18 protein-coding genes are annotated in these 23,523 nt (G+C 41.3%); 12 read left to right on the forward strand and 6 right to left on the reverse strand.

Translation table 11 applies throughout. The features are described 5' to 3' along the window. The first annotated feature begins 92 nt into the window (after positions 1–92). The 3 genes from ABJL82_RS05445 (at position 93) to pgsA (ending at position 4,371) form a co-directional block, all read left to right on the forward strand. Positions 93–2,348 (forward strand): DNA translocase FtsK, encoded by a 2,256-nt coding sequence (locus tag ABJL82_RS05445; RefSeq protein ID WP_347273709.1) that lies wholly within the window; start codon positions 93–95, stop codon positions 2,346–2,348. Beyond that, complete coding sequence (rimO, locus tag ABJL82_RS05450) at positions 2,341–3,648, forward strand: 30S ribosomal protein S12 methylthiotransferase RimO (RefSeq protein WP_347273710.1); 1,308 nt, start codon at positions 2,341–2,343, stop codon at positions 3,646–3,648. The genes ABJL82_RS05445 and rimO overlap by 8 nt, the downstream gene beginning before the upstream one ends. Positions 3,649–3,804: 156 nt before the next feature. Next, positions 3,805–4,371 carry a CDP-diacylglycerol--glycerol-3-phosphate 3-phosphatidyltransferase gene (gene pgsA, locus ABJL82_RS05455; RefSeq protein WP_347273711.1) on the forward strand — a complete coding sequence of 189 codons (567 nt, stop codon included), beginning with the start codon at positions 3,805–3,807 and terminating at the stop codon, positions 4,369–4,371. 21 nt (positions 4,372–4,392) lie between these two features. Here pgsA and ABJL82_RS05460 read toward each other — a convergent pair whose 3' ends face one another. After that, positions 4,393–6,150 (reverse strand): DUF1858 domain-containing protein, encoded by a 1,758-nt coding sequence (locus tag ABJL82_RS05460; RefSeq protein ID WP_347273712.1) that lies wholly within the window; start codon positions 6,148–6,150, stop codon positions 4,393–4,395. A 415-nt stretch (positions 6,151–6,565) separates the two neighbouring features. Here ABJL82_RS05460 and ABJL82_RS05465 point away from each other — a divergent pair, with 415 nt between their 5' ends. After that, a complete protein-coding gene (locus ABJL82_RS05465; RefSeq protein ID WP_347273713.1) occupies positions 6,566–7,354 on the forward strand; it encodes a ParA family protein in 789 nt (262 codons plus the stop codon). Positions 7,355–7,437: 83 nt separating this feature from the next. Here ABJL82_RS05465 and ABJL82_RS05470 read toward each other — a convergent pair whose 3' ends face one another. Further along, positions 7,438–7,989: a hypothetical protein gene (locus tag ABJL82_RS05470; protein WP_347273714.1), complete on the reverse strand. Its 552-nt coding sequence runs from the start codon at positions 7,987–7,989 to the stop codon at positions 7,438–7,440. A 197-nt stretch (positions 7,990–8,186) separates the two neighbouring features. Here ABJL82_RS05470 and ABJL82_RS05475 point away from each other — a divergent pair, with 197 nt between their 5' ends. Next, a complete protein-coding gene (locus ABJL82_RS05475; protein WP_347273715.1) occupies positions 8,187–8,570 on the forward strand; it encodes a VOC family protein in 384 nt (127 codons plus the stop codon). A 228-nt stretch (positions 8,571–8,798) separates the two neighbouring features. On the opposite strand, the gene ABJL82_RS05480 is transcribed toward ABJL82_RS05475, so the two are convergent. Beyond that, on the reverse strand, positions 8,799–10,277 hold the full coding sequence (locus tag ABJL82_RS05480; protein ID WP_347273716.1) for a B12-binding domain-containing radical SAM protein: 1,479 nt from the start codon (positions 10,275–10,277) through the stop codon (positions 8,799–8,801). A gap of 964 nt (positions 10,278–11,241) precedes the next feature. Between ABJL82_RS05480 and ABJL82_RS05485 the strand changes: the two genes are divergently transcribed. From ABJL82_RS05485 to lpxB, 5 genes are all read left to right on the forward strand, one after another. Further along, on the forward strand, positions 11,242–12,591 hold the full coding sequence (locus ABJL82_RS05485) for a DEAD/DEAH box helicase (protein WP_347273717.1): 1,350 nt from the start codon (positions 11,242–11,244) through the stop codon (positions 12,589–12,591). A 76-nt stretch (positions 12,592–12,667) separates the two neighbouring features. After that, positions 12,668–13,165: an AmiS/UreI family transporter gene (locus tag ABJL82_RS05490; protein WP_347273727.1), complete on the forward strand. Its 498-nt coding sequence runs from the start codon at positions 12,668–12,670 to the stop codon at positions 13,163–13,165. A 304-nt stretch (positions 13,166–13,469) separates the two neighbouring features. Further along, positions 13,470–15,989 carry a glycogen/starch/alpha-glucan phosphorylase gene (locus tag ABJL82_RS05495; RefSeq protein WP_347273718.1) on the forward strand — a complete coding sequence of 840 codons (2,520 nt, stop codon included), beginning with the start codon at positions 13,470–13,472 and terminating at the stop codon, positions 15,987–15,989. Between the two features lie 334 nt (positions 15,990–16,323). Beyond that, positions 16,324–17,547 (forward strand): DEAD/DEAH box helicase, encoded by a 1,224-nt coding sequence (locus ABJL82_RS05500; RefSeq protein WP_347273719.1) that lies wholly within the window; start codon positions 16,324–16,326, stop codon positions 17,545–17,547. Positions 17,548–17,751: 204 nt separating this feature from the next. Beyond that, positions 17,752–18,963, forward strand: coding sequence for a lipid-A-disaccharide synthase (gene lpxB / locus ABJL82_RS05505; RefSeq protein ID WP_347273720.1), 1,212 nt, complete (start codon positions 17,752–17,754; stop codon positions 18,961–18,963). Positions 18,964–19,227: 264 nt separating this feature from the next. On the opposite strand, the gene ABJL82_RS05510 is transcribed toward lpxB, so the two are convergent. From ABJL82_RS05510 to ABJL82_RS05520, 3 genes are all read right to left on the reverse strand, one after another. Continuing rightward, the gene (locus tag ABJL82_RS05510; RefSeq protein WP_347273728.1) at positions 19,228–19,641 is read right to left on the reverse strand and encodes a transposase; all 414 of its coding nucleotides are present in this window, start codon (positions 19,639–19,641) and stop codon (positions 19,228–19,230) included. A 127-nt stretch (positions 19,642–19,768) separates the two neighbouring features. Then, positions 19,769–20,137, reverse strand: coding sequence for a transposase (locus tag ABJL82_RS05515; RefSeq protein WP_347273721.1), 369 nt, complete (start codon positions 20,135–20,137; stop codon positions 19,769–19,771). A 5-nt stretch (positions 20,138–20,142) separates the two neighbouring features. Beyond that, positions 20,143–21,069: a transposase gene (locus ABJL82_RS05520; RefSeq protein WP_347273722.1), complete on the reverse strand. Its 927-nt coding sequence runs from the start codon at positions 21,067–21,069 to the stop codon at positions 20,143–20,145. 687 nt (positions 21,070–21,756) lie between these two features. Between ABJL82_RS05520 and ABJL82_RS05525 the strand changes: the two genes are divergently transcribed. Next, a complete protein-coding gene (locus ABJL82_RS05525) occupies positions 21,757–22,092 on the forward strand; it encodes a hypothetical protein (RefSeq protein WP_347273723.1) in 336 nt (111 codons plus the stop codon). A 112-nt stretch (positions 22,093–22,204) separates the two neighbouring features. Further along, entirely contained in the window at positions 22,205–23,359 is a 1,155-nt protein-coding gene (locus tag ABJL82_RS05530) for a hypothetical protein (RefSeq protein ID WP_347273724.1), read from the forward strand. The last annotated feature ends 164 nt before the right edge of the window (positions 23,360–23,523 follow it).

Genomic DNA, 23,523 nt, shown 5'->3' on the forward strand with positions numbered 1-23,523 from the left:
GTCAGGAATAACAAACGATTTATTACGTTTTTAGAAGTAAAAGAATTTCCGAAATTATCAGGTACTAAAAAAACAATAATCATGGTAATAAAATGCTTTCTATTTGCTTACGTCGCGTCATTGCGATTTCCTTTTTAGCCTCGAAGTTATTCATCTTATTAAGTTTTATTAGTTATTCTCATAATGACCCGCCATTCGCAGACTACCCACCGAACAACCCAATAGCTAATATTTGTGGTATAGCCGGCGCACAAATTTCCGGATATGCCATGGAAACCTTAGGCAAGTCTTCATATGTAATAGTCATTATTCTTGGATGGTTTAGTTTGCAGTTTTTTTTTGGTGGGGCGACAAAATACTTCTGTGTAAAGTTGTTGGGAGCCTTTCTTTTAATTTTTACCTTGTCACCACTCTTAACACTTGCAGTATGCACATTTAAACAATCTCTTTTATCCATGAATTTGGGAGGCATATTTGGTCTGGTAATTACCTCAAGGCTATGCACATACTTTAATATTACCGGCACTACCATCATTTTAGTATCCGGTATGGTGATTTCAATAATGCTTTTGGCAAATAGAACGCCATTTTCTTTATTTATACGTTCCCCGAAAACAAAACCGGAAGAGGGAAGGAAAACCCCTTTGAAAAAAGAGAAAAATAATACTTCTGCAATGATATTGCCACCAAAAAAAATGGAGAATAAGCTTCTGAATGTTGGGGAAATATCGAAACGAAAAGAAAGTGAAATAGGGTATGAACCGCAGATAAAGAAAGATATAAATGAATCCCTTGGTGAGAGAAAATACAAAGAAAGCGGCGAGACTGATATTTCCCCTTCGTTAACTAAGTCCAATGGAGAGAATAGTTATAAATTGCCGTCAGTCGAGTTATTGGAAAAACCTTCGGCAAGACATCACAAGGATGATTTAGAGCATATTACACATGGGGCGCATGTATTAAGAGACACACTTGCACAATTCAATGTAAACTCTGAAATCGTTGATTTGCAAACAGGTCCTGTCGTTACAATGTACGAAATAGAATTAGCCCCGGGTACGAAAGTTGGAAAGGTGATAGCGCTTTCTGACGACCTTGCAATTGCATTGAAAGCGCTAAGTGTAAGGATTGTGGCGCCATTGGAAGGAAGGTCTTCTATCGGTATTGAAGTCCCGAATGCACATAGAAGGAAGGTGACTTTTAGGGAATTGCTGGAAGTCGCTGATGAAGCGAAGAAAAAGATGGCCATTCCGCTTTTAATAGGGAAAGATGTGGCCGGAAGACCTCTTATCTCCGATTTGGCATCCATGCCGCATCTGTTAATTGCCGGTACGACCGGGTCAGGTAAGTCCATATGCTTGAATTCCATTATATTAAGTATTTTATATACCCGATTCCCAAGTGAAGTTCAGCTACTGTTGGTAGATCCCAAAATGGTTGAATTTTCATTGTTCGCTGAAATACCTCACCTGATAAGCCCTGTTGTGACAGATATGAAAAAGGCGGCTGCGGTACTTGAGTGGGCGGTGAATAAGATGGAAGAGCGATACGCGTTACTTGCCAGCGTAGGTGTTAAAAACATCAGTGGGTATAACAAATTATCCGTATCTGAGATAAAAAAACGACTAAATGCTGAAGAGGACGTTAAATTAGATGATATCCCTTTACACCTTCCACACATTGTTATTGTTGTGGACGAACTGGCGGATTTAATGATGGTTGCATCAAAAGAGGTGGAATCTTCGGTGATCCGTCTTTCCCAAAAATCACGTGCTGTCGGGATACACCTCATACTTGCCACACAAAGACCGTCTGTTGATGTAATTACCGGATTAATAAAATCAAATATGCCCTCAAGGATATCATTCTATGTGTCTTCAAAGGTTGATTCCAGGACAATACTGGATCAAAATGGGGCTGAAAAGTTATTGGGAAGCGGAGATATGCTTTTTTCGCCGCCAGGAACTTCCAAATTAGTCCGCGTTCAGGGAGCTTATGTAAGCGAAGAGGAGGTTAAAGATGTTGTTGACTATCTTAGAAAGCATGCAGAACCGAAATATAACAAGGAATTGAAGAAATGGAAAGATATGTCTGATAATGATAACAACGAACCACTATTTGATGCGGCAGTGAGAATCATCTTGGAAACGCAAAGAGGTTCTGTATCTCTATTACAAAGGAGATTGGAAATCGGGTACTCCCGCGCCGCGAGGCTAATAGAGCTTATGGCGGAGGCAGGGATTGTTGGGGAATATAAAGGCAGTCAGGCTCGGGAAGTTTATTTAACTTTAGATGAATGGGATTTACAAACATCATCTGCGGATAGAGAAGAATATAAAGATGATTAGCAAATCAAAAACGGTAGCATTAATTAATTTGGGGTGCACTAAAAATTTAGTGGATGCAGAAGAAATGCTTGGGAGAATTGCAGCGAATGGCAGTACTATCTGTCAATATCCGGAAGACGCTGAAGTGCTTGTTGTAAATACCTGTGGTTTTATCGATGATTCAAAAAAAGAATCAATTGATATGATTTTTAAGATGGCAAAACTCAAAGAAAACGCGCAGTGCAAAAAACTGATTGTTACCGGTTGTCTGGCGCAGCGTTATTCTGCTGAATTGAAAAATGAAATTCCGGAGATAGATGAGGTTGTCGGGTTAAAAGATTTTGAAAAAATAACTCATTTAACAGGTATGCGTCAGGTGGATAACAGTACTATTTATCAAAGTGATGACTGGAGGAATCGAATCAGACTCACCCCGAAACATTATTCGTATTTGAGGATTTCTGATGGTTGTGACAATAGATGCACTTACTGCGCCATTCCTGGAATACGGGGAAATTTTATGAGCAGATCTATTGAAAATATCCTGGAAGAATCAAGGCAAATGGCTTCTGAAGGGGTGAAAGAAATTAATATTATCTCGCAGGATACTACTTCATATGGTTTAGATATATATGGAAAACAGATGTTGCATGTATTACTGGAAAAAATTGCAGCGATTAAAGGTATTCAGTGGATACGGTTGTTATATACACACCCTGGACATTTTTATCCTGAATTAATTAATACCATTAACGAACAGGATACCATTTGTAAATATATCGATTTGCCTATTCAGCATATTAATGATACTATACTGGGGAAAATGGGCAGAAACACTACCCGTAAAAGTATTGAGACCCTAATAAATAATTTAAGAAGATTAATACGTTCTATAGTTCTAAGGACTTCGGTAATTGTTGGATTTCCCGGAGAAACTGATGGACAATATCAGGAACTTTTAGAATTTGTTAAAAAAACCAAATTTGAAAGGCTTGGGGTTTTTGCATATTCTAAAGAAGAAAATACGCCTGCGGCAAAGTTTAAGAAACAAATAGGCAAAAAAGTGAAGCAACAACGGTTAGAGGAAATAATGCTGGCACAACGTGAGATTGTTTGGGAAAATAACAAAAATCTTATTGGAAAGAAGGCATCTGTAATTGTTGATGAAAAAGATGATGCCTCCGGAAAGTTAATAGGGCGAACGTCTGGGGATGCACCTGAAGTGGATGGAAAAGTATTTATAAATGACAAGCAAATAAAAGTGGGTGATATAAGAGAATTAGTTATCAGGAATGTAAACGGTTATGATTTGGTGGCCTGATTATTTTCTATCACCTGCGGTACAAGCGATTTTTATTACTATTTGATCTGGTTGCATGCGTCGTATGGACAAACTGTTTGTCTGTGCCTGCAGAAGATTTGTAGGGTATGTGGGCATTCCCACATACTTGTGTAATTTAGGTGCGAGTTGTTGATTATGGATTTCCAAAAATCTACCATATTTAACCTTCCGAATAGCCTGACATTATTCAGGCTCTTGTTGGCTATTATATTCTTTATTTTTTTGTCCTATCATTGTTATGCACTCTCCCTTCTCTCCTTTTTAGCAGCGTCATTAACAGATTGGCTGGATGGTTATGTGGCAAGGAAGAAAGGTCTTTTGACTGATTTTGGACGTATTGCCGATCCTTTTGTGGACAAAATTATTGTTTGTGGAGGTTTCATTTTACTGATAAAACATGGCTATGAAAATATCCCACCCTGGATGGTATTAGTGATTGTTGCCAGAGAATTTTTTGTTAGCAGTATAAGAAGTTATTCTGAAGCAAGAGGCATTGAATTCGGTGCTACATTATGGGGGAAAGCGAAAATGTTTGTTCAGGCGTTGACTATCAGTTTAATGTTGCTTTTTTCCGCTTATTTAAAACATGTGGGAAGTATAAAGAACATAATCATTGTTCTGTTATGGTTGACGGTGATTATTACGGTGGTCTCCGGTATAAAATATATGATAAAGGCCAGCCCGGCGTTGTTGGAAAGATAAACTATTGGCTTGAAACAACACTTATTTCATTGAAGCATTCAAATCCCTTAACAAATCCTCAAGATTCACCGGTACAATTTGGACGGCTTGTCCCAGGCTTATTGTTCTTGCCAGTGTATTCCTTAACACAGGATTCTTTAACTGTTTAAAACCATATCCTATTAAAATGTCTAATGTTTGCGGATATTGTTTGATTAATTGATAAACATTTGTAGCCGCAGTTGCCGAATTTATCTGTTCGGTAATTTCCTCTTGGTTAGATTTCAGCGTTTTCCATACATTAATACCAAAAAAGAATATAGCGGCATATTCTATAAAACCACTGAGTCCCAGCAAGAAGTAAAATTGAGGAATGAGGTGAAATGAAACAGGTTGGGCGACAACCCTGAATACGCAACCTAATATGATGAGGAAAAACGTTAAATTCAATAATTTTGGGCTACACAGTTTTACTCCTTTGCTTAGCGGAATCATTTTAGAGGCGCACCCGATAATCATCATACTGATAAATCCTACAAAAATTGCGTGCCGATATGCTCCAAATAAGGCATGAGAAACCTTTTCTCCTGTAAATGTCTCATATAGGGTAAAAGTTAAAAAGGCACTTTCGGAGACAAATAACCAGAATATGGCTGCCCAAATGTATTTTCTGAAACCGGTTGGGAGTTTAACCTTGTTTTGAACAAGCTTCTTTTTATCGAATAAGTTTAAATTATAAATAAATAGAAAAACGCCGAGGGCTTCCAAAAGTCCTGAAATGCAAGATATTGCGGTAAAAAATCCGTAAAGATTTGGTGTATAGCCTTTGTAAAATTCGGAGAAGACCCTTAACGCTATTGAGAGGTTTAGCAGATATAGCACATATGCGCTATTTTTTCTGTTGGGGATTTGTATGCCGAGAAATATTGGTAATGTTTTAGTAAAAATACCAATTATTACCAAACAAGAAAAACCGACAATTTGAATATGCCTGATAGGGTCTTTAAAATATGCTGGTATCTCTGTGTTACCTACTATGCAGTAATGGAAATGTAAGGCAGTAAAAACAAATGCTTGCAAAAGAAACCAAAGAAAACTCGATAGTATGAAACCTTCATAAACTTCATAGTCACGTTTTTCTGAAGAAAAATATGTTCTGCATAAAACATACATAAAAATAGCAATTGAAGCCGTTTGCAGTGACAATCCCGCAAATACCGGAATTTTTAAGAAAAGCCCCCCGGAATAATAAGAAATTGTTTTGAAAACAAAAGATAATAAAATCCCTATTGCCATGAAGAAAAAAGATTTATATGCCAGTTGCGTACTATACAAAATCGTATTCCAAAACTTTGGCAAAGCAAAAAATGAAATACCCATTATGAATAAGCCCACCCATCCATAAACCTGCGTATCTCCGTGTGTTTCCAGTAACACCCAGGGAACGGAGAGGAACGATCTCTTATATGCCATGTATGCTAACATTGCAGCTCCATACAGACAACCAGTGGAAAGCACGATGATAATTGATGTTTTTATAAAAAATTCATAGATATGCTCTGTTTGGGGTTTGATTAAAGACACGGCATCATTTTCTACTTCTTTGCCGTCAATAAGGTTTTGCAGGTCCTCCACTAGTGTTGATGGATTGACGTTGTGCATCTTGGCGAAAAAAGAAATAGGTTTGTCCGGAAGCGAATCACCTCCACACATTATCCCATAGGTGTCAAATATCTTTCGGGTCACCAGAAACTTTTCTGCAATTTCCTTTACCGTACTATCTTCCCGAATCCTGTCCATAAAAATGATCCTAAAAATTTTCTAAGGTAATTTCATAGAACTACTGTTTTTAACAGTGATTATTATGCTTTATGATAAAGTGATATTCTACTGTAACCAGATATGCAAAATAAAAAACTGAACCAAGTAAAGTTAAATGAAAATACTATATCAGGCTAAAAAAGTAGTGTCAATGACTAACTAATAAATATAATGCAATTTTGAATACCTATAAAAAATTGCGGAAGGTTCGATAAAATTAGTAGAGAAACCTTTTTGTTTTGGTTATATTTACTCATTATGCTATTTTTATCCGAATCGATAAAGATCACTCATAAAAGTATTTAAATGTTTAGGAATTTCACTGTTTATACGAATTTAAATGTAACACTTATTTTAATATTTTCCATTTTTTCTCAACTGAATAAATAACAATATGCGTAGTATTGCGCTAACAAATCAAAAGGGTGGTGTTGCTAAAACAACGACAACAGTAAACCTTGGCGCCTGTCTTTCTGAAATGGGAAAGAAGGTTTTATTGGTTGATTTGGACCCTCAGGGCAACATGAGTTCATGGTTTGGGCTCGATATACATTCCTTAGAAAAATCGATGTACAATGTCTTTTTGCAAGAGGTTTATTTTGAAGAGATTTTGAAAGATACTTGTGTTCATAATCTCACCCTTGCCCCCTCGAACGTTGCATTGGCAGGTGTAGAAAGAATTTTGGCAAATGAAAAAGAACGCGACCTTATCTTACGCAAAAGAATCTCTCCTATTGCAAATAATTATGATTATATTTTGTTGGATTGCCCGCCTTCATTAGGCTTGATAACGATAAATGCACTTACTTTTGTAAAAGAAGTCTTTATTCCTCTTGAAACAAAAGTGCTGGCGTTGAATGGGCTAGTAACACTTGTAAATACCGTTCAGGTAATAAAGGAACGGCTGAATCATAAACTAGAAGTCACCGGTATCATTGCGTGCAGGTTTGATAGCAGGACAAATCTAAGCAATGAGGTATTTAAACAAGTGAAAGAGCGTTTTCATGAAAAGGTTTTTAATACAATAATTCGTGAAAATGTACGTTTGGCAGAATGTCCAATTTCCGCAAAACCTATTACTATGTATGCACCTGAAAGTTCCGGAGCAAAAGACTATATAGCGCTAGCAAAAGAAGTAGTAGGATTAGAAACTACCAGGGAAAAAGATATGCCAAAAGAATAATTTACATTCTATTTGTTGTACAAATAAACATACAGAATAAATGAATGTCTCTATAGATTGCTAACTACAGGATCTTCCAAAAATCATGAGCATCTACGAGCGATGTAAGCTCTCAAACGGTTTCTGACTAATTTATCTACTTCCGAAAATATTTTCTGTACGCCAACACGGTCTTTTTTCGGGGTATGTCCTTTAGCCCAGACGAGCTTTGGCAAAAACTCATCATAGAGCGCAAAAATGCTTTTATAGATATCCGCATTCCGCAAAACTGTGCCCTTTCTTTTACTGAGATAATAAACGTCCTCAAGCCTCCTTCTTCGTCCAGGCAAATCAACTGCGGTACGGCAGTCTGTATAAATTGTTATGAAACCCCTCTTTTCAGAGACCTTGTTCCCGTTTTCTAATGTGAGGGATTCAAGTGCCCAAAGGAGTGTCTGAAGTTCCAGCCGCGTATTCGTTGTATTCTCCACAATCCTTGTTTTCACTGCATCCGGAAAATGCAATGCCTCGAACATGTCTTTATCTGCAGGTGTTTCACCAGGGTTATGCGGAATACACAAAAATCCACCTACGCCAAGCTTTCTCCCCGGGTTGTAGCTGGAATCAATAAAAATCGTTAAATGAGATTTATTCATTGAGAATCGAAATATCGCCTTCTTTACAAAAAAATTGAAAAAGTATACAGGCCGCTCTTATTGAGTAATTGGGTATAGAGCCGCAAAGTGTGTTAAAATGTGGGTTCTAGCGCGCCAAACATGGGTATGCACTGTGCGTTTAGCAATGCGATGAAACCTGCCCATTGACAAGGGACAATTAAACGCTAAAATACGGCATGGAATTAAATCACATTGGCATCACAAATAAGAGCGAAGACCACGCCCTGAAATTTTATCGGGACTTTTTAGGTCTTGAAAAAACAAGAGAAATACTTTTACCTCCGGAACTTTCAAAGCAATTATTCTCTCTTTCCCGAGAGATCAAAGTGTTGGTTTTTGAAGAGCCCGGGATAAAGATTGAGGTATTTATCTCTGATTTTAAGCATGCATGTCCAAATTTTACGCATTTCGGGATGATGATTGAAAGCTTTTCGGATATTGCAGAAAAGGCGCAGCGATTTGGTGCGGAACTTATTGAGGGAAAACATAAAGAGAAGACAGTATATTTCCTTAAGGATTTTTCCGGCAACCTGATTGAAATAAAGCAAAAATCCCAATGAGGAATGCCTTATTGACGATGGCTCTTTTTATTTTGCCACTGCATTTTTCATATTCATACCTTAAAATATTGAGATACACTTGAAGAATCTTTTCAGGGTAATTTTACAGCAATAAAGATCCAATCCCCTTGTTGTGCGGTATTCTGTTATTTCTATTTATACAATGCAATTTCAGATTGACAAAGACCTTCTAAAGGACGAGTCCAATTCCCCCTGAACTTTTTTGATTTACAGGACGTGTAATTTACTGACCTTGCGGAAATGGTAACCGTAAACTGCGAGGGTAATGGAAAGTGGTAATAATTCCCGATGGTGAAAGGATGTCCATAACAAGAGCTTCCAAAAGTGAAAGCGTTCATTGCCAAGGATACCGAGGTGGTAGATGGCGCGGAATAACGCCAGTATATCATTAAAGGTAATTTGCGCTTTAATCTTTGGCGTTTTATATTCCCGGAAGAAGGTCTTTATGCGTTGATAGTGGTTTTTGGGAGTATAAATGTGTTTCAATATTTTTTTATATCCTTCCCGGAATGTCTCAATATCCATTTTAGGGATAATGTTCGTAGTTCCGTCTACATTGTCCCCCGACATCTGTCCAAGTAAGCGCCCCTCCTGCATTAGGCGTTCGTATAGCCGCGTCCCTGCCGGGGCCTGAAGCAGGCCAATCATCGCAGACACAATCCCGCTATTCTGTATAAAATCAATTTGTCGCTGAAAGATGGATGGTGTGTCGCTGTCAAAACCAACGATAAAACCCGCTTGTACTTGCAGTCCGGCCCGCTGAATACGCCGTACGTCTTCGAGGAGGTTACGGTTTTTATTTTGTTTTTTGTTACATTCTGCCAGGCTATCCGTATCCGGCGTTTCAATCCCGATAAACACCGTAATAAAGCCCGCTTCGGACATCATTTGCATCAGGGATTCATCATCGGCAATGTTAATGGAGATTTCGGTGTTAAACGTTATCGGCACATGTTCGCCTTGCCATTTGATCAGGGCTGGCAGTAGTTCGTTCTTGAGGTTTTTTTTATTACCGAGGAGATTGTCATCTACGAAGAATACAGGTCCACGCCAACCCCTGTTATAGAAACTGTCCAACTCGGCAATAATCTGTTCAACAGTTTTGGTGCGTGTACGTCGTCCAAATAATGAAGTCACGTTGCAAAACTCGCAGTGGTATGGACAACCACGGGAGTACTGTATGCTCATTGATGCGTATTGATTCAGATCGGCTAATTCCCATAGAGGGGTAGGTGTTTTTTGAATGTCGGCAAAATTAGATGAGATGTATACACGTTTAGCGCAATTATTATTCAGGTCTTCCAAAAAGGATGGCAGGGTTAGCTCTGCTTCGTTGAGTACGAAATGATCGACATTCTCAAACTGTTCATGTTCGCTTGTGAATAAAGGGCCTCCGGCAACCACCTTAACGCCGGCTTTACTGCAACGTCCAATGATATGTTTTGCCGACGTTCTTTGAACAACCATGCCGCTGATAAACGCATAATCTGCCCATAACAGATCGTCATCCGTGAGTTTTGTTACATTGACGTCTATCAGGCGCTTTGACCACCCTGACGGCAGCATTGCAGCAACTGTCAGGAGTCCCAGCGGGGGAAAGGATGCCTTTTTGCGTATGAATTTAAGGGCGTGTTTAAAACTCCAGAATGTATCCGGGAATTCAGGGTATATTAGTAATATATTCAATATGTTTTATTTAATAAGTGATAGGAAATCACACTTTCCATGTGAATCAAATGTTAAACTAAAATGGAAGACGATTGCAAGCATTTTTAATTTTTTAAGCAATATTATCAAAATTATAACAATTTGGCTGTTTGAAAATTGGTTATAGTTCGCCCACATTTAACCTGAACAAACCAAGAGCCAAGCAAGCAAGAGATAAAAAATACGAAGTATGAAACACGAAATGCGAAACAAAATACAAAATCCCAATGAAAAAAACGGAGTTTTAGACATTTGAAAACTGAAATTTAGGATTTGTTTCGTACTTCGTGTTTGTTTGGTTCCGGAGATGGCAGTTTAGGTATGTTTAAAAAAAAGGAAAAATACAGAGTAAGGAATATTTTTATCATTTAACTGGTAAATTTATTATTATACGATATTATTGAATAGTAGATGATGAATTTGGGCATTGTTTAATTTGCGAAATATACGAAAATAATAAAAGAAAGTATGTCGTAATATGATTTTCTGCGAAACATCGTCCACAAATTGTTCTCAATCTTCTCTTTTGATGAGAAAAATCGTTACTTGATTCCCAATACTCTGTTTTTCAGAGGGATTTTTTTCAGAGAAGAAAGAACATTATCACATCCGTTACTAGCCTATTACATGAGTTGTTCTTCCGCCATATACCAAAAAAACATAGTTTTATCAAATAATTCTAAAAGGAATTATAACGCCGCCAATCACGATCCCGACGTTGTGTTGTTTTTGATGTATTTGGTTTTCCTTGAAAGTTATCAAGGAATCGAAGGGGTTATATTTTAAACATCCCCGTAGTTCCTTCCTTGTGAAAGAGGGGAAATGATGGGTGATTATATATACAGATGTCACGTTTTTACAGCGACGGGAAGTATGTTGCTGGCCTGACAATAGTACAATAGGGATAGTTTATTCCTACAATATTTTTTGAAAGAAGGGGTTTATGAAAAATTTTCAAGCGTTTAATTTTAATTCTAACATTGTTGCAGGTATAGAGTCGGTTGGGTATGTCACCCCAACGCCGATTCAATTACAGGCAATTCCGCTGATTTTAGAGGGGACAGACGTAATGGGCCTGGCGCAGACAGGCACCGGCAAGACAGCCGCATTTGTGCTGCCGATACTACACAGATTGATGCAGGGAGAACGCGGCAAAATACGTGCTCTTGTTGTAGTCCCAACCCGTGAACTGGCTGAACAGGTTCTTCAGGATTTCAAAACCCTCGGGTCAAAAACATCATTAAGAAGCATTAGCATTTACGGGGGCGTCAGCATTACCCAGCAGATCAATAGACTCAGAAGCGGCGTAGAGATTGTTGTTGCCTGCCCCGGAAGGCTTTTGGACCATATGAAGCAAAGGACCATCGATCTTTCAAAGGTAGAGGTGTTGGTGCTTGATGAAGCGGATCATATGTTCGACATGGGATTTCTTCCGGATATCAGAAAGATAATAAAGTGTTTATCGCATAAACGGCAAACATTGCTTTTTTCTGCGACCATGCCAGATGAGATCCGAAAGTTGGCGCAGGAAGCGCTAACAAAACCGGTGACTGTTCAATTAGGGAAAACCGCTCCGGCATCCACGGTTAAACACGCCTTATATCCGGTGAAACAACATCTGAAAATACCCCTTCTTCTGAAAATATTGCAACATACAGACACCCAGTCGGTGCTGATTTTTACCCGCACCAAGTACAGGGCAAAGAGTTTGGGCGACCGGCTAATAAGGGCTGGGTACAAGGCTACGTCGTTTCAGGGGAATTTGTCACAACCACAACGGCAGGCGGCTTTAGGTGGGTTTCGAAATGGCGCCTACCAGATCCTTGTTGCGACAGATATTGCAGCACGCGGCATAGACATTTCACAAATTTCGCACGTTATTAACTATGATATTCCTGATACCCCGGAGGCATATGTCCATCGTATTGGCAGAACTGGTCGTGCGGCACGTACCGGAGATGCTTTTACTCTGGTAACAGAAGAGGACAAAGCAATGGTACGCAGTATTGAAAATATACTTGGCTCACGTATCGAACGATATACCCTGGAAAATTTCGATTATTCTGTGCCTGCATTAAAGAACACAGGAACACATGTTGCGCCAACACAGAAAAAAATTGTACGCAACAAAATGGATTGGCACCAAAAAAGGGATATTAGGGGAAAGACTGATTTAAAAAAGGATATGAGCACTTCCACAATGAAAAAACAATATTCCTTTATAAAGACCAAAACTACCCGTCCCTTATCCGCAAATATAAAGACCGCGCCACGTCCATTAAAACATAAATAAGTGCGCCGTGTGTGGTTTTTCTGAAAGGAAAATGGTTTAAGAAACCGATTTAAAAATAGGAGCGGTTGTTGTGGGAATGTTAGGCGTTGCACTGGTGTATGTTGGCTTTGTTCTGTTTATGAATGGCTTGATGGTTTTGGGAAAGTTAAACGCAAGGCATGTATTTCCAATGAACCTGTTTGCCGGTGCTCTTATTGTGGCCGGAGCTATGAGGACTGTTTTTGTTCATGGTGGCGAAATAATAACCTATTTTTATACCATGCAGTCCCTGTTGTTTGGATTTACCTATTTATGGGTAGGCATCAACGCTATAGGGAACCATGAGGGCAAGGGATTAGGATGGTATTGCTTATTAGTGTCTGTAGTTGCCGTTCCGACGTCATTTACTGCAATGCCTGATATAGGATTACTGATATTGTGGTTAATGTGGGCGAGTTTGTGGTTTATGTTTTTTCTGCTGCTTGGACTCGGAAAGGCTATTGAAAAAATTACCGGTTACTGGACAATTGTTAATGCCATAGTAACGGGTATCGCCGGATATACAATCTTAGTCGAAATCTGGCCCTGGCAATAATGTAATGATATAGTACCTTGTCAGTAATTTCAGGCGGATTCAGGTTTGTAACCCGAACCCATAGTTTATTTGGCGAATAGCGGCCTATGTACTTTAATGGCCAAATCCCTCCTACTGGCTGGCAGGAACAATATAAAACGTGGGGTTCAAGTTGCAAACTTGAACCCGCCATGTGTAATTTCTTTGCACTTTTTGGCAAAATATTTAATGGTCCCTTCTGCAGTCAGCAATCTAAAGTCGGCAATCGGTGGTGGACCAATGACTGTTTGCTTCTGGCTAAGCCAGATTAGGAGGTATCTAAATAATGAAAGAACTGAAAGAACTAATCCTTCCCTATACGACTTTAAAACAGAGCAAACCAGTATCTACACTCACAGAGCTTCCACCGTTGGGGATGAGCGCTAAAGATATCGGCGAAGAGTATCGACGGTATTTTAGTTATACCCTGGGGCGCGACAAACATTGTCGTTTATTACACTATTCATATAATGCGCTGGCGTTAGTGCTCCGTGACCGGTTATTGGAACGTTGGAAAAAGACCCGCTATGCCTATCATGAAAGCAAATGCAAATGTACGTATTATTTGTCCATGGAATATCTCCTTGGGAGGACGTTAAGCAATGCTGTGGTCAATCTTGGCATTGTTGACGAGGTGTCCCGTGGCATGCGTGATCTGGGACTGATACTTGAAGAAATAAGTGAGGCGGAGCACGATGCCGGCTTGGGCAACGGAGGTTTGGGAAGGCTTGCGGCATGTTTTCTTGATAGTTGTGCTACGATGCAGTTGCCGGTGGTGGGATACGGGATTCGTTACGAATACGGAATGTTTCGGCAGTGTATAGAAAATGGCGAACAGGTGGAAGAACCCGACAGTTGGCTGCGCGACGGAAATCCCTGGGAACTGGAACGTCCGGAATACATGTGCCGCGTGCATTTTGGCGGACGAACAGAATTTTATCATGGCGATGACGGAAGGTTGTTTGCACGTTGGGTAAATACGCAGGATGTATTGGCGACGCCCTATGATATTGCGATACCAGGTTACCGTAATGGAACCGTAAATACGTTGCGATTATGGTCTTCTTCCGCTACAGATGAGTTTAATCTGGGAGAGTTTCATGCGGGCAGTTACCCTGAATCTGTTGCCTCAAAAAGCGCCGCGGAATATATTACCATGGTTTTATATCCGAATGACGCCAGTGAAAACGGCAAGGCGCTGCGCCTGAAACAGCAGTATTTTCTCGCATCAGCAAGCCTGCAGGATGTATTACGCCATTGGGTGCGACTATATGGGTATGATTTTAGCGAATTTGCTGAAAAAAACTGTTTTCAAATGAACGACACTCATCCCGCTATCGCAACGGCGGAATTGATGCGCTTGCTGATGGATGAACATCGAATGGAATGGGATGAGGCATGGGACATTACCCACAGCGTTATGGCCTATACAAACCATACATTACTTTCTGAGGCGCTGGAAAAATGGCCGGTGCGTATGTTCCGCGAATTGCTGCCGCGATTGCTCGATATTATCTATGAAATTAACGCACGTTTTATCTCAGAAGTGGCGCGGCGTTGGCCGGGCGATATTGAACGGCAAATGCGCATGTCGATTATCGGAGACGGCAATGAACCATATATCCGTATGGCACATCTTGCTATTGTCTGCAGTTTCTCCGTAAACGGCGTCGCGGCACTGCATACTAAATTATTAACGGAAGGATTGTTTCGTGATTTTTATGAGCTATGGCCGGAAAAATTCAACAATAAGACAAATGGCGTTACTCCACGAAGGTGGCTGGGCTGGGCAAATCCGGCATTAAGCAGCCTTATCACTGAAAAAATCGGGAATGGATGGATAACCGATTTGCCGCAATTACACCTGCTAAAAAACTATGTTAACGACAAGGAATTTTGCTTGCGATGGCGTGAGATAAAAATGCATAATAAAAAGCGCTTGGCGGCGCTTATAAAACAGGGTTGCGGTATTGAGGTTGACGCATTCGCCTTGTATGATGTGCAGGTAAAACGTATTCATGAATATAAACGTCAATTGCTTAATATTCTCCATGTGATACATTTATATGATCGCGTGAAGCGTGGAGACGATGCAAATTGGACTCCGCGACTCATACTTTTTGGCGGAAAAGCCGCTCCGGGATATTTTATGGCAAAAACCATTATTAAATTGATAAATAATGTTGCGGAGGTAATTAATGCAGATCCAAAGATGCATGAATATTTAAAAGTGGCTTTTTTGCCGAATTATTCTGTAACTGCCATGGAAATTATTGCCCCGGGCACAGACCTTTCCGAACAAATTTCTACGGCAGGAAAAGAAGCCTCGGGAACGGGAAATATGAAATTCATGATGAACGGCGCTATAATTATCGGCACACTCGACGGCGCTAATATTGAAATTCGCAAAGAAGTTGGAGATGAAAATTTCTTTCTTTTTGGTTTGACTGCTGAAGAAGTTTTCCAATTACGAAAAAACTATAACCCGGATGCGATTATTAACACGGACGAGGACTTGCTTCACGTGATGCAGTTACTTACAAGCGGCCATTTCAACCAGTTTGAATATAAAATATTTGATAGCATTATTCATTCGCTTACCAGCCCGAACGACCCGTGGATGACGATTGCAGATTTTAGAAGTTATGTCAATGCTCAGAAAAAAGCAGCAGAGGCGTATCGGGATCAGGATAAATGGACTAGGATGAGCATTTTGAATACTGCCTGCAGCGGCAAATTTTCCAGTGACAGGACTATAGAGGAATATAATAACGAAATATGGAAAATGTCTCCGGTGCCGGTATAATTCAACGTTAAGGAATTTAAAACCATTCTTGTATAGTATAGGGCGTATTGCATATATTCCCTATGATTGATGGGTCTGCCAGGGCAATCACATCGTAATCACTGCAAAATCAATGATATTCCCGCCCGTCCAGGCCGTTCAGGTTTGCAACCTTAACCCATGCTGGAAAAAATACCGGATAATGAAGTGGAAAAGATTTAATTTGTGAAAAATTAAGGTTTATGTTTAAGGAGATAGATTTAAAAAAATGATATGAGTAAAAACTTTTTAATTAACCCAATGCCATTGTGTTCTATTTATGCGGTCATTGCCTTGTGGAGGGGGATAACTATACATGAAATTCAGCGATCTTGAGCTTTCTGCAGACATCCTTAAAGCCCTCGATAAAATGGGATATAACGAAATGACTCCTATCCAGGAGGCGACTTACCCGATAATCTTCGCAGGGCATGATTTATGTGCCCTGGCAGAGACAGGGTCGGGAAAGACGGCAGCCTGCGCCATCCCACTTATTCAAAAAGTTGATCCCTCCCTTGACGCTATTCAGGGACTTGTGATTGTTCCGACTCGTGAATTGTGCATGCAGTATGTGGAGGAGATCAGGAAAATAGCGGCAAAAACGGACGTTATCCCTTATGCCGTTTATGGCGGATTTGATAGGGCGGCACAGATAGCCAGAGTAAAACAGACAGTGCATATTTTAGTGGCAACCCCGGGACGGCTCATAGATCTTTTGTACGAAGGGATACTTTCATTTGCACGGATAAAATGTGTTATCCTTGATGAGGCGGACGAGCTGCTAAAGGTAGGATTCCTTGAGGATATCGAATTCATTTTGTCATGTATACGGCACAAACATCAAACGCTGCTTTTTTCCGCAACGATGCCCGATGATATAAAAAAACTTACACAAGACTGTTTGCATGAACCCCAGTATATATCGCTTGTTACAAAAAGGGCTGCACCGGAAAGCATTGAACATTATTTTTCTTATGTCAACCCGAAACAAAAGCATGAGGAACTCGTTAAATACCTCAAGGGTGAAGAGGTGAACCAGGCGCTTATCTTCTGCAATGCACGGCACATGGTGGACTCTCTGTTTCGGCTGCTTAGGAAAGATTTTCATGATATTGAGTATATGCACGCCGGACTCGCGCAAGACAAGCGTTCATCAATTATTCGCAGATTTCGAAGCCAAAAAATTCGCTACCTTATTGCGAGCGACGTTGCGGGAAGGGGGCTTGACTTTTCTCATGTATCGCATGTGATTAATTGGGATATGCCAAGAGATGGTGAGCAATATACGCATCGTACCGGACGTGCCGGCCGTATGGGAAGGAAGGGAATCGCCTTTACCCTGGTTGCAAAAAAGGACCTTTCTCTCCTCAGTAAAGTTATTTCCAGCAGGAAAATCTCTCCCCGTTGGATAGGAAAAAACCCTTTTAATGAAGAAGCCAGATCACGCCAACGAATACCCCGAAAAAAAATAAATACCCCTTCGCCTGCGCCATTGCAAGACAGGAGAATAACAGAAAAGGAAAGCGAAGGGCAAGGATAATACGCTCCGCCTGAAAATGAAATGATTGGTAACAATTTGGCTTTTTGAAAAATTCCAATAATAGCAATGTAGGGGCGAAGCATTTGCTGTATATTGTCACAAATGCGTTCATACCCAAACGGGCAAATGCTTCGCCCTTACTTTTTCAAAAGACCAAAGTGTTGCCATATCCATGAACTATTACACATTCACATTTTCAAACGTATGAACAATTATAAGATATTTATCAGTGCGGGAGAATCCTCCGGAGATATCCACGGAGCAAATCTGATACGCAGCCTCCTTAAGAAAAATCCCCATATCACCTTTTATGGTTTGGGGAAAGAACGCATGAATGAAGCGGGCCTGCATTGTCTTTGCGATATGAAAACAAAATCACTCATGTGGCTTCATGCCTTGACGGAATTATCCTCTTTTTTGCGCATGAAAAAGGATTGCGTTCGCTTTTTTCAACAGGAAACCCCTTGCGCCGTCATCTTAATTGATTACTGCGGTTTCAATTTCCAGCTTGCGAGGGCAGCAAAAAAGTTAAAAATACCGGTAATTTATTACATTAGTCCACAATTATGGGCGCACGGGCCATGGCGAATAAGAAAACTAAGGAAACTGATAAATGCCTTAATCGTTATCTACCCATTTGAAAAATCTTTTTATGAAACAGCGGGGCTGTCTGTCACGTATGTTGGACACCCCTTGTTTGATGAAATAGACAGGGAACACCGCATCAATAATCAACTTTCGATGGAAGAAAAACAAGCTAGGGAGTACACCGTTTCCCTGCTTCCCGGAAGCAGAAAACAGGAAATTATCCGCCTGCTGCCGCTATTGCTCCAGACGGTAAAACAAATAAAACAGACCATCCCTTCCATAAAAATCCTCGTTTCCTGTACCAGCGAACAGTATTTCTCTCTTATCCGTTTAATAGTAGAAGCATCTCATCTTCCCGCCGAAATTATCGTTGGCTGCGTCCACAAGATAATTCAGTCTTCCGATATCTGCCTTACCGGGTCGGGGACAGTTACACTGCAAATTGCCTATTACCATAAACCAATGCTTATTGTTTATAAAATTTCACCATTCGCATATTTTATTGCCAGGCCGTTCATTACCACCCCTTATATCGGACTGGTAAACATACTGGCAAACAAGATGATTGTTCCGGAAACGCTCATGTGCAGTAACAATTATTCCAGGTTGGCCAATCAGGCAATAGAATTGCTCAGGAATAACCAAAAAAGACACCTGTGTATTGAAAACCTACGCTCACTCATGGATGATATAGGAAAACCAGGGGCGTCTGAACGTGCGGCGGAAGAAATATTGCGTTTTCTCAGGCAGGAAACACGGCCTGTAATTGTGAAATCCGAAATCCGAAACGCGAAATCCGAAACAAATTCTAATGACAAAATGACTTGAAATTCTAAACACAGAACTCCTGATCTGGTGGAATTTGATTTGATACCAAATTAAATACAAGACTCAAATTTGTGGCTGGCAGGACGTTCCCAATCTTCTCGTTCCTCCACGCCTCAGACTGAGTCAAATAAAAGTTGCAGCGATGGTGTATATTCGACTTAAAAAGTATAGAATAATCTTTTTCGACACTTTATTTTGTATCAGGTCTGAAAATTCCAGTAATATATCTTTATTAGTGCATTCCGGCGTCTAATCCCTCTGGTTTTACATGCTATTGAACTTTGCAATCAACATTGGCACACCAATTATGGTTATCATTCTCGCCATGTTAAAACAAGTTGACAGGATGGATAGCTCTGCATTAACCCCATCCCTGCCCCGCAATAAAAATTGACCCGCTCTTAAATTCCGTTTCATATGACCAAATTGTAATTCTACCTTTTCTTTACGTAATTTATAGAGCTTCTGGCTTTCTTCCTCGTGGTATATTTCTTCGAGTCGCTCTTTAAGTTCTTCCTGTTTTACCATTCGCACTACTCGCCTTCCCTCTTTGCAGGTAGTGCATTTTCCAAAATGCTTGCATTCACGACACTCTTTACCTACTGCCTTGTAACTTATTTTCTCCTCATAACCAAATGCGAATCCTTTCTTCTCAAGTATCTTTCCTTCAGGACAAATATATACATCCTTTTCCTTATCGTAGCCAAACTCTTCCTTGCCAAACGGCTCTAACTCCGTTTTCTTGTCTCTTTTTGCGCCTGCCTTCTGCTCGGCATTATTACCTTTACACCTTCCGGTACTTTCTCTATATCAATCCAATCTCTATGCAGAATTTTACATTCTGATTTAAAACCTGTTTTATCGCCTTTTTATTCTCTTTGCGAAATCTCGATATCGTACGGTAATCAGGTTTTATACCGGATACTAACCACATGAGGGATAGATTATGATAGCACGCCCTTTCCAGTCTGCGGGAACTCATTTCTCCATAGGAATATCCATATACGATTAATTTTAAGAGCGCCCTTGGATGATACTCATGCGCACCGGCTTTATACGCATTGATCTCAAAACCCATTTCCTGAAGGTCTAAGCTCTCTACAAATGCATCATACGCCCTCACAGGGTCTTCTTTTCCTACATAATCGTATCTATTCAGCGTATTTTCACCCACTGTCGTTACGAGCTGGTAAAAGCAGGCAATTCACCACGGAATAGCATCTGTAATACCCGGCTCAAATTTACCCCTTGTTTTCGACAGGTCGAGAGATAACTCCGAATGCGGCAGAAAATTTTCGCTCCCTCCAAAGAACGAAAACTGCCCGATATCTTCTGCTGAACCTTCGTCATCCTGATATCGTTTTCTGCCAAATTGTTCGTAAAGGGGACATTTTTATTGTCCATAAACCTCAGCACATCACCCTCATCCACATGCATCACCTCTGATTTTGTAAGTTCTTCTCTGTCTCTCACATCAAAGGGTTCCAAAGACTCGTAGGCTTCCCTGTTAAGGTTGTAAATAGAACCTTCACTCACCGGTATCCCAATCTGCCCTTCAAAATACTCCTGTATCCTCTTGTAGGGTATCAATTGATACTGCGACATATAGACTGCATGCGCTTTCAAATCCGGACCATACTGCACCGCCTTTGCTACCCCTTCCGGAAATGACGCTACAATCCGATTCCCTTTCGCATCCTCAACTACCTCTGCACGATACTCCGTTACTACACGCGAAATCTTTATATCAAACACCTGGCGTGCTTCGTAACCTACCACCTTGTATTTGCTGCGCGGATACTTCCTCCGGTCTACTTTTATTACTTCCACCTCATCAGGATTGTCTAACTTTTTGAGCGTTACTCCATCACGGCCCTTTTGCCCGCCTGCCTTCCTTTCACCCTTCGCCTTGCTTTCTCTCTTGCGATTCGGATCTCTTGAGGGCGGCTTGCTGCTGTTCCGGTTCAGACGTCCTGGCAGCAGTGTTATCAATAATACCAACAACTCTATCATTGACCTCACCGCCGGTGACAGCCCTTTCTCTTCAGAAAGTAGCTTCTCTACTTTCCGGAGTGTTGCGTCTACGTCTATATTCTCTATAGTCAATGGATGATACCTGTATAATTAGCCTGAAATTATCTACTGCATCTATTATACCTCAGGTTTTTTCACCCTTTTCTTTCGCTCTATAACACACCACAAAGGCTCGAAATTCTATCACTGAACAGACCTCACGCCTCTCTTTGCAAAGACTTCCTATGGACTGCGGTGACCGCATCTGCAACCCTATATGTCGCTAACCATACAAGTAAATTCTAAATTATTTTCGCTGAATAGATACCTATATTTAGTAAATAAAGCGGCAGGAATACTTATCCTATTTCCTGTTATCATTCTATGTGCGTTGCTAACAAGAAATTATATTTATGATGGCTTTATATGTCGAATAAATGTTTTTTTGTTTGACGTTCACTATGCTTTTTGGTTTAAAAAAAGGAAAACTTGTTAATAACATTGTTAGGCCCTATATTCATTAAGCAATGATGAGGTAATGTGAAGGATTTAACGGTAAATCATGAAAACAAGACTACTCAATCTTTTGGAAATGGTACGCACCAGTTTCTGGCTTATCCCTGGCTTAATGGTTTTTTCGGCAATTGGGTTATCGTTTGTAATAGTTGCCGTGGATAAAATGATAGATCCGGAGCACCACCGCGTGTTACTTCACTGTGCTATGCTCAAACAGAGAACGTCAACACTTCTATAGAAGAAGTTAAGAAAGAAACCCAGGATTTGCTCCAAACAATCGGCTCATATACTGCCGATAAAAGGGATGAGGCTGTTCAAAAAGCAAAAGATGGCCTGAATAAATTGGATAAACGTATCGACGTGCTAGAGGCGAGAATTGACAAAAACTGGGACAAAATGAAAGAGGCCGCGCGCAAGGAAGCTCGTGAAAACCTTAAGACCCTTCGCAAGCAGCGAAATCAAGTGGCCGAATGGTATGGCAGCATGAAAACCAGTTCAGCCGATGCGTGGGACCACATGAAAAAAGGGTTCTCTGATGCGTATAAGGCCCTTGAGGATGCTTGGGAAAAGTCCGAAAAGGAATTTAGATCCAGTAAGTAGAATTGCCTAACAATCGCGTCAACTTGGGTAGCCGGTTACGCGAAGCATTAGCCGGCATTGTTGTAGAGCACACAGCCGGAGAGGCTTATTAACGTAACAGAAAGGAAACAAAATGAACGCGTTCTATAAAGACTATGCAGCGGGACTCTTGGATAATTGTGATCCACCTTGCCTTTCGCTCTATCTGCCGACGCATCGGTACCATCCGGACAATCAGCAAGATCCGATACGGTTCGGGAACCTTGTGAAGGCGCTTGAGAAGTCGCTCCTGCAACAATTCCCGAAGGACGAGATACGGTCATTGCTGGAACCGTTCCTGGCATTGGCTGACGATGGCAACTTCTGGAATCACACCCTTGACGGCCTGGCAGTGTTGAGAGCAAGGGGTATGTTCCGGGTTTACAAACTCCAGCGGCCGGTCGCCGAATTGGCTGTCGTGGCGGATAGCTTCCACACCAAGCCCCTGATGCGCATCCTTCAGTCCGCCGACCGTTACCACGTTCTTGGCTTGAACCGAAAGGAGCTCAAGCTCTTCGAGGGCAACCGTGATGCTTTAGACGAGATCGAACCGGTTGAGGGGGTCCCGCGGACGATCAACGAGGCGCTGGGAGAAGAATTGACCGAGCCACACCAGACCGTCGCCTCATACGGAGGTGTAGGTGCCGGGCACTCGCCCATGTACCACGGCCACGGCGGCAGAGAGTCTGAGCGGGACATCGACGTGAAACGTTTCTTCCGCGCCGTCGACCGCGCGGTCCTGGAGCACTACTCTCAGCCATCGAGCCTACCGCTGATCCTAGCGGCGCTGCCGGAGCATCATCATATGTTTCACGATATCAGCCACAATCCGTTTCTGATACATGAAAGCATCGATATCCACCCGGATGCCCTGTCGTCGATCGAAGAACTCCGCCTGCGCGCCTGGCAGCTGATGGAGCCTCGCTATCTGGCGCGCCTGGCCGCACTGGCCGAGGAGTTCGGTAACGCAAGGTCCAAGGGGCTCGGTGACGACGAGCTAGCACAGGTCGCCAAGGCGGTAGTGGATGGGCGGGTCGCCACACTGCTGATCGAAGCCCGCCGCGAAATTCCCGGTCGGCTGAATGCTGCGACCGGCGACATCGAGCTGGACAACCTGGCACACCCGGAGGTTGATGACCTGCTCGACGACTTGGGGATGTTAGCTCTGAAGATGGGCGGCCAAGTCATTATCGTCCCCACCGAACGGATGCCTACGAAGACTGGAATAGCTGCGATCTACCGGTACTGAATCGCAGTTACGATAAAAAGCAGAAGGGGTCGAATCTTTACAGGCTGTCCGAGAATGTGATCAGCAATGAAAATAAAACGCAAAGAAAATTGTGTGTAAATTAAAAGCAATCTATAAACAAATCAGGAAAAGGTTAAAATTTTTCCATCTAAATCATAATTTTG

The sequence above is a fragment of the Candidatus Kuenenia sp. genome (assembly GCF_039794105.1).
Taxonomy (GTDB): Bacteria; Planctomycetota; Brocadiia; order Brocadiales; family Brocadiaceae; genus Kuenenia.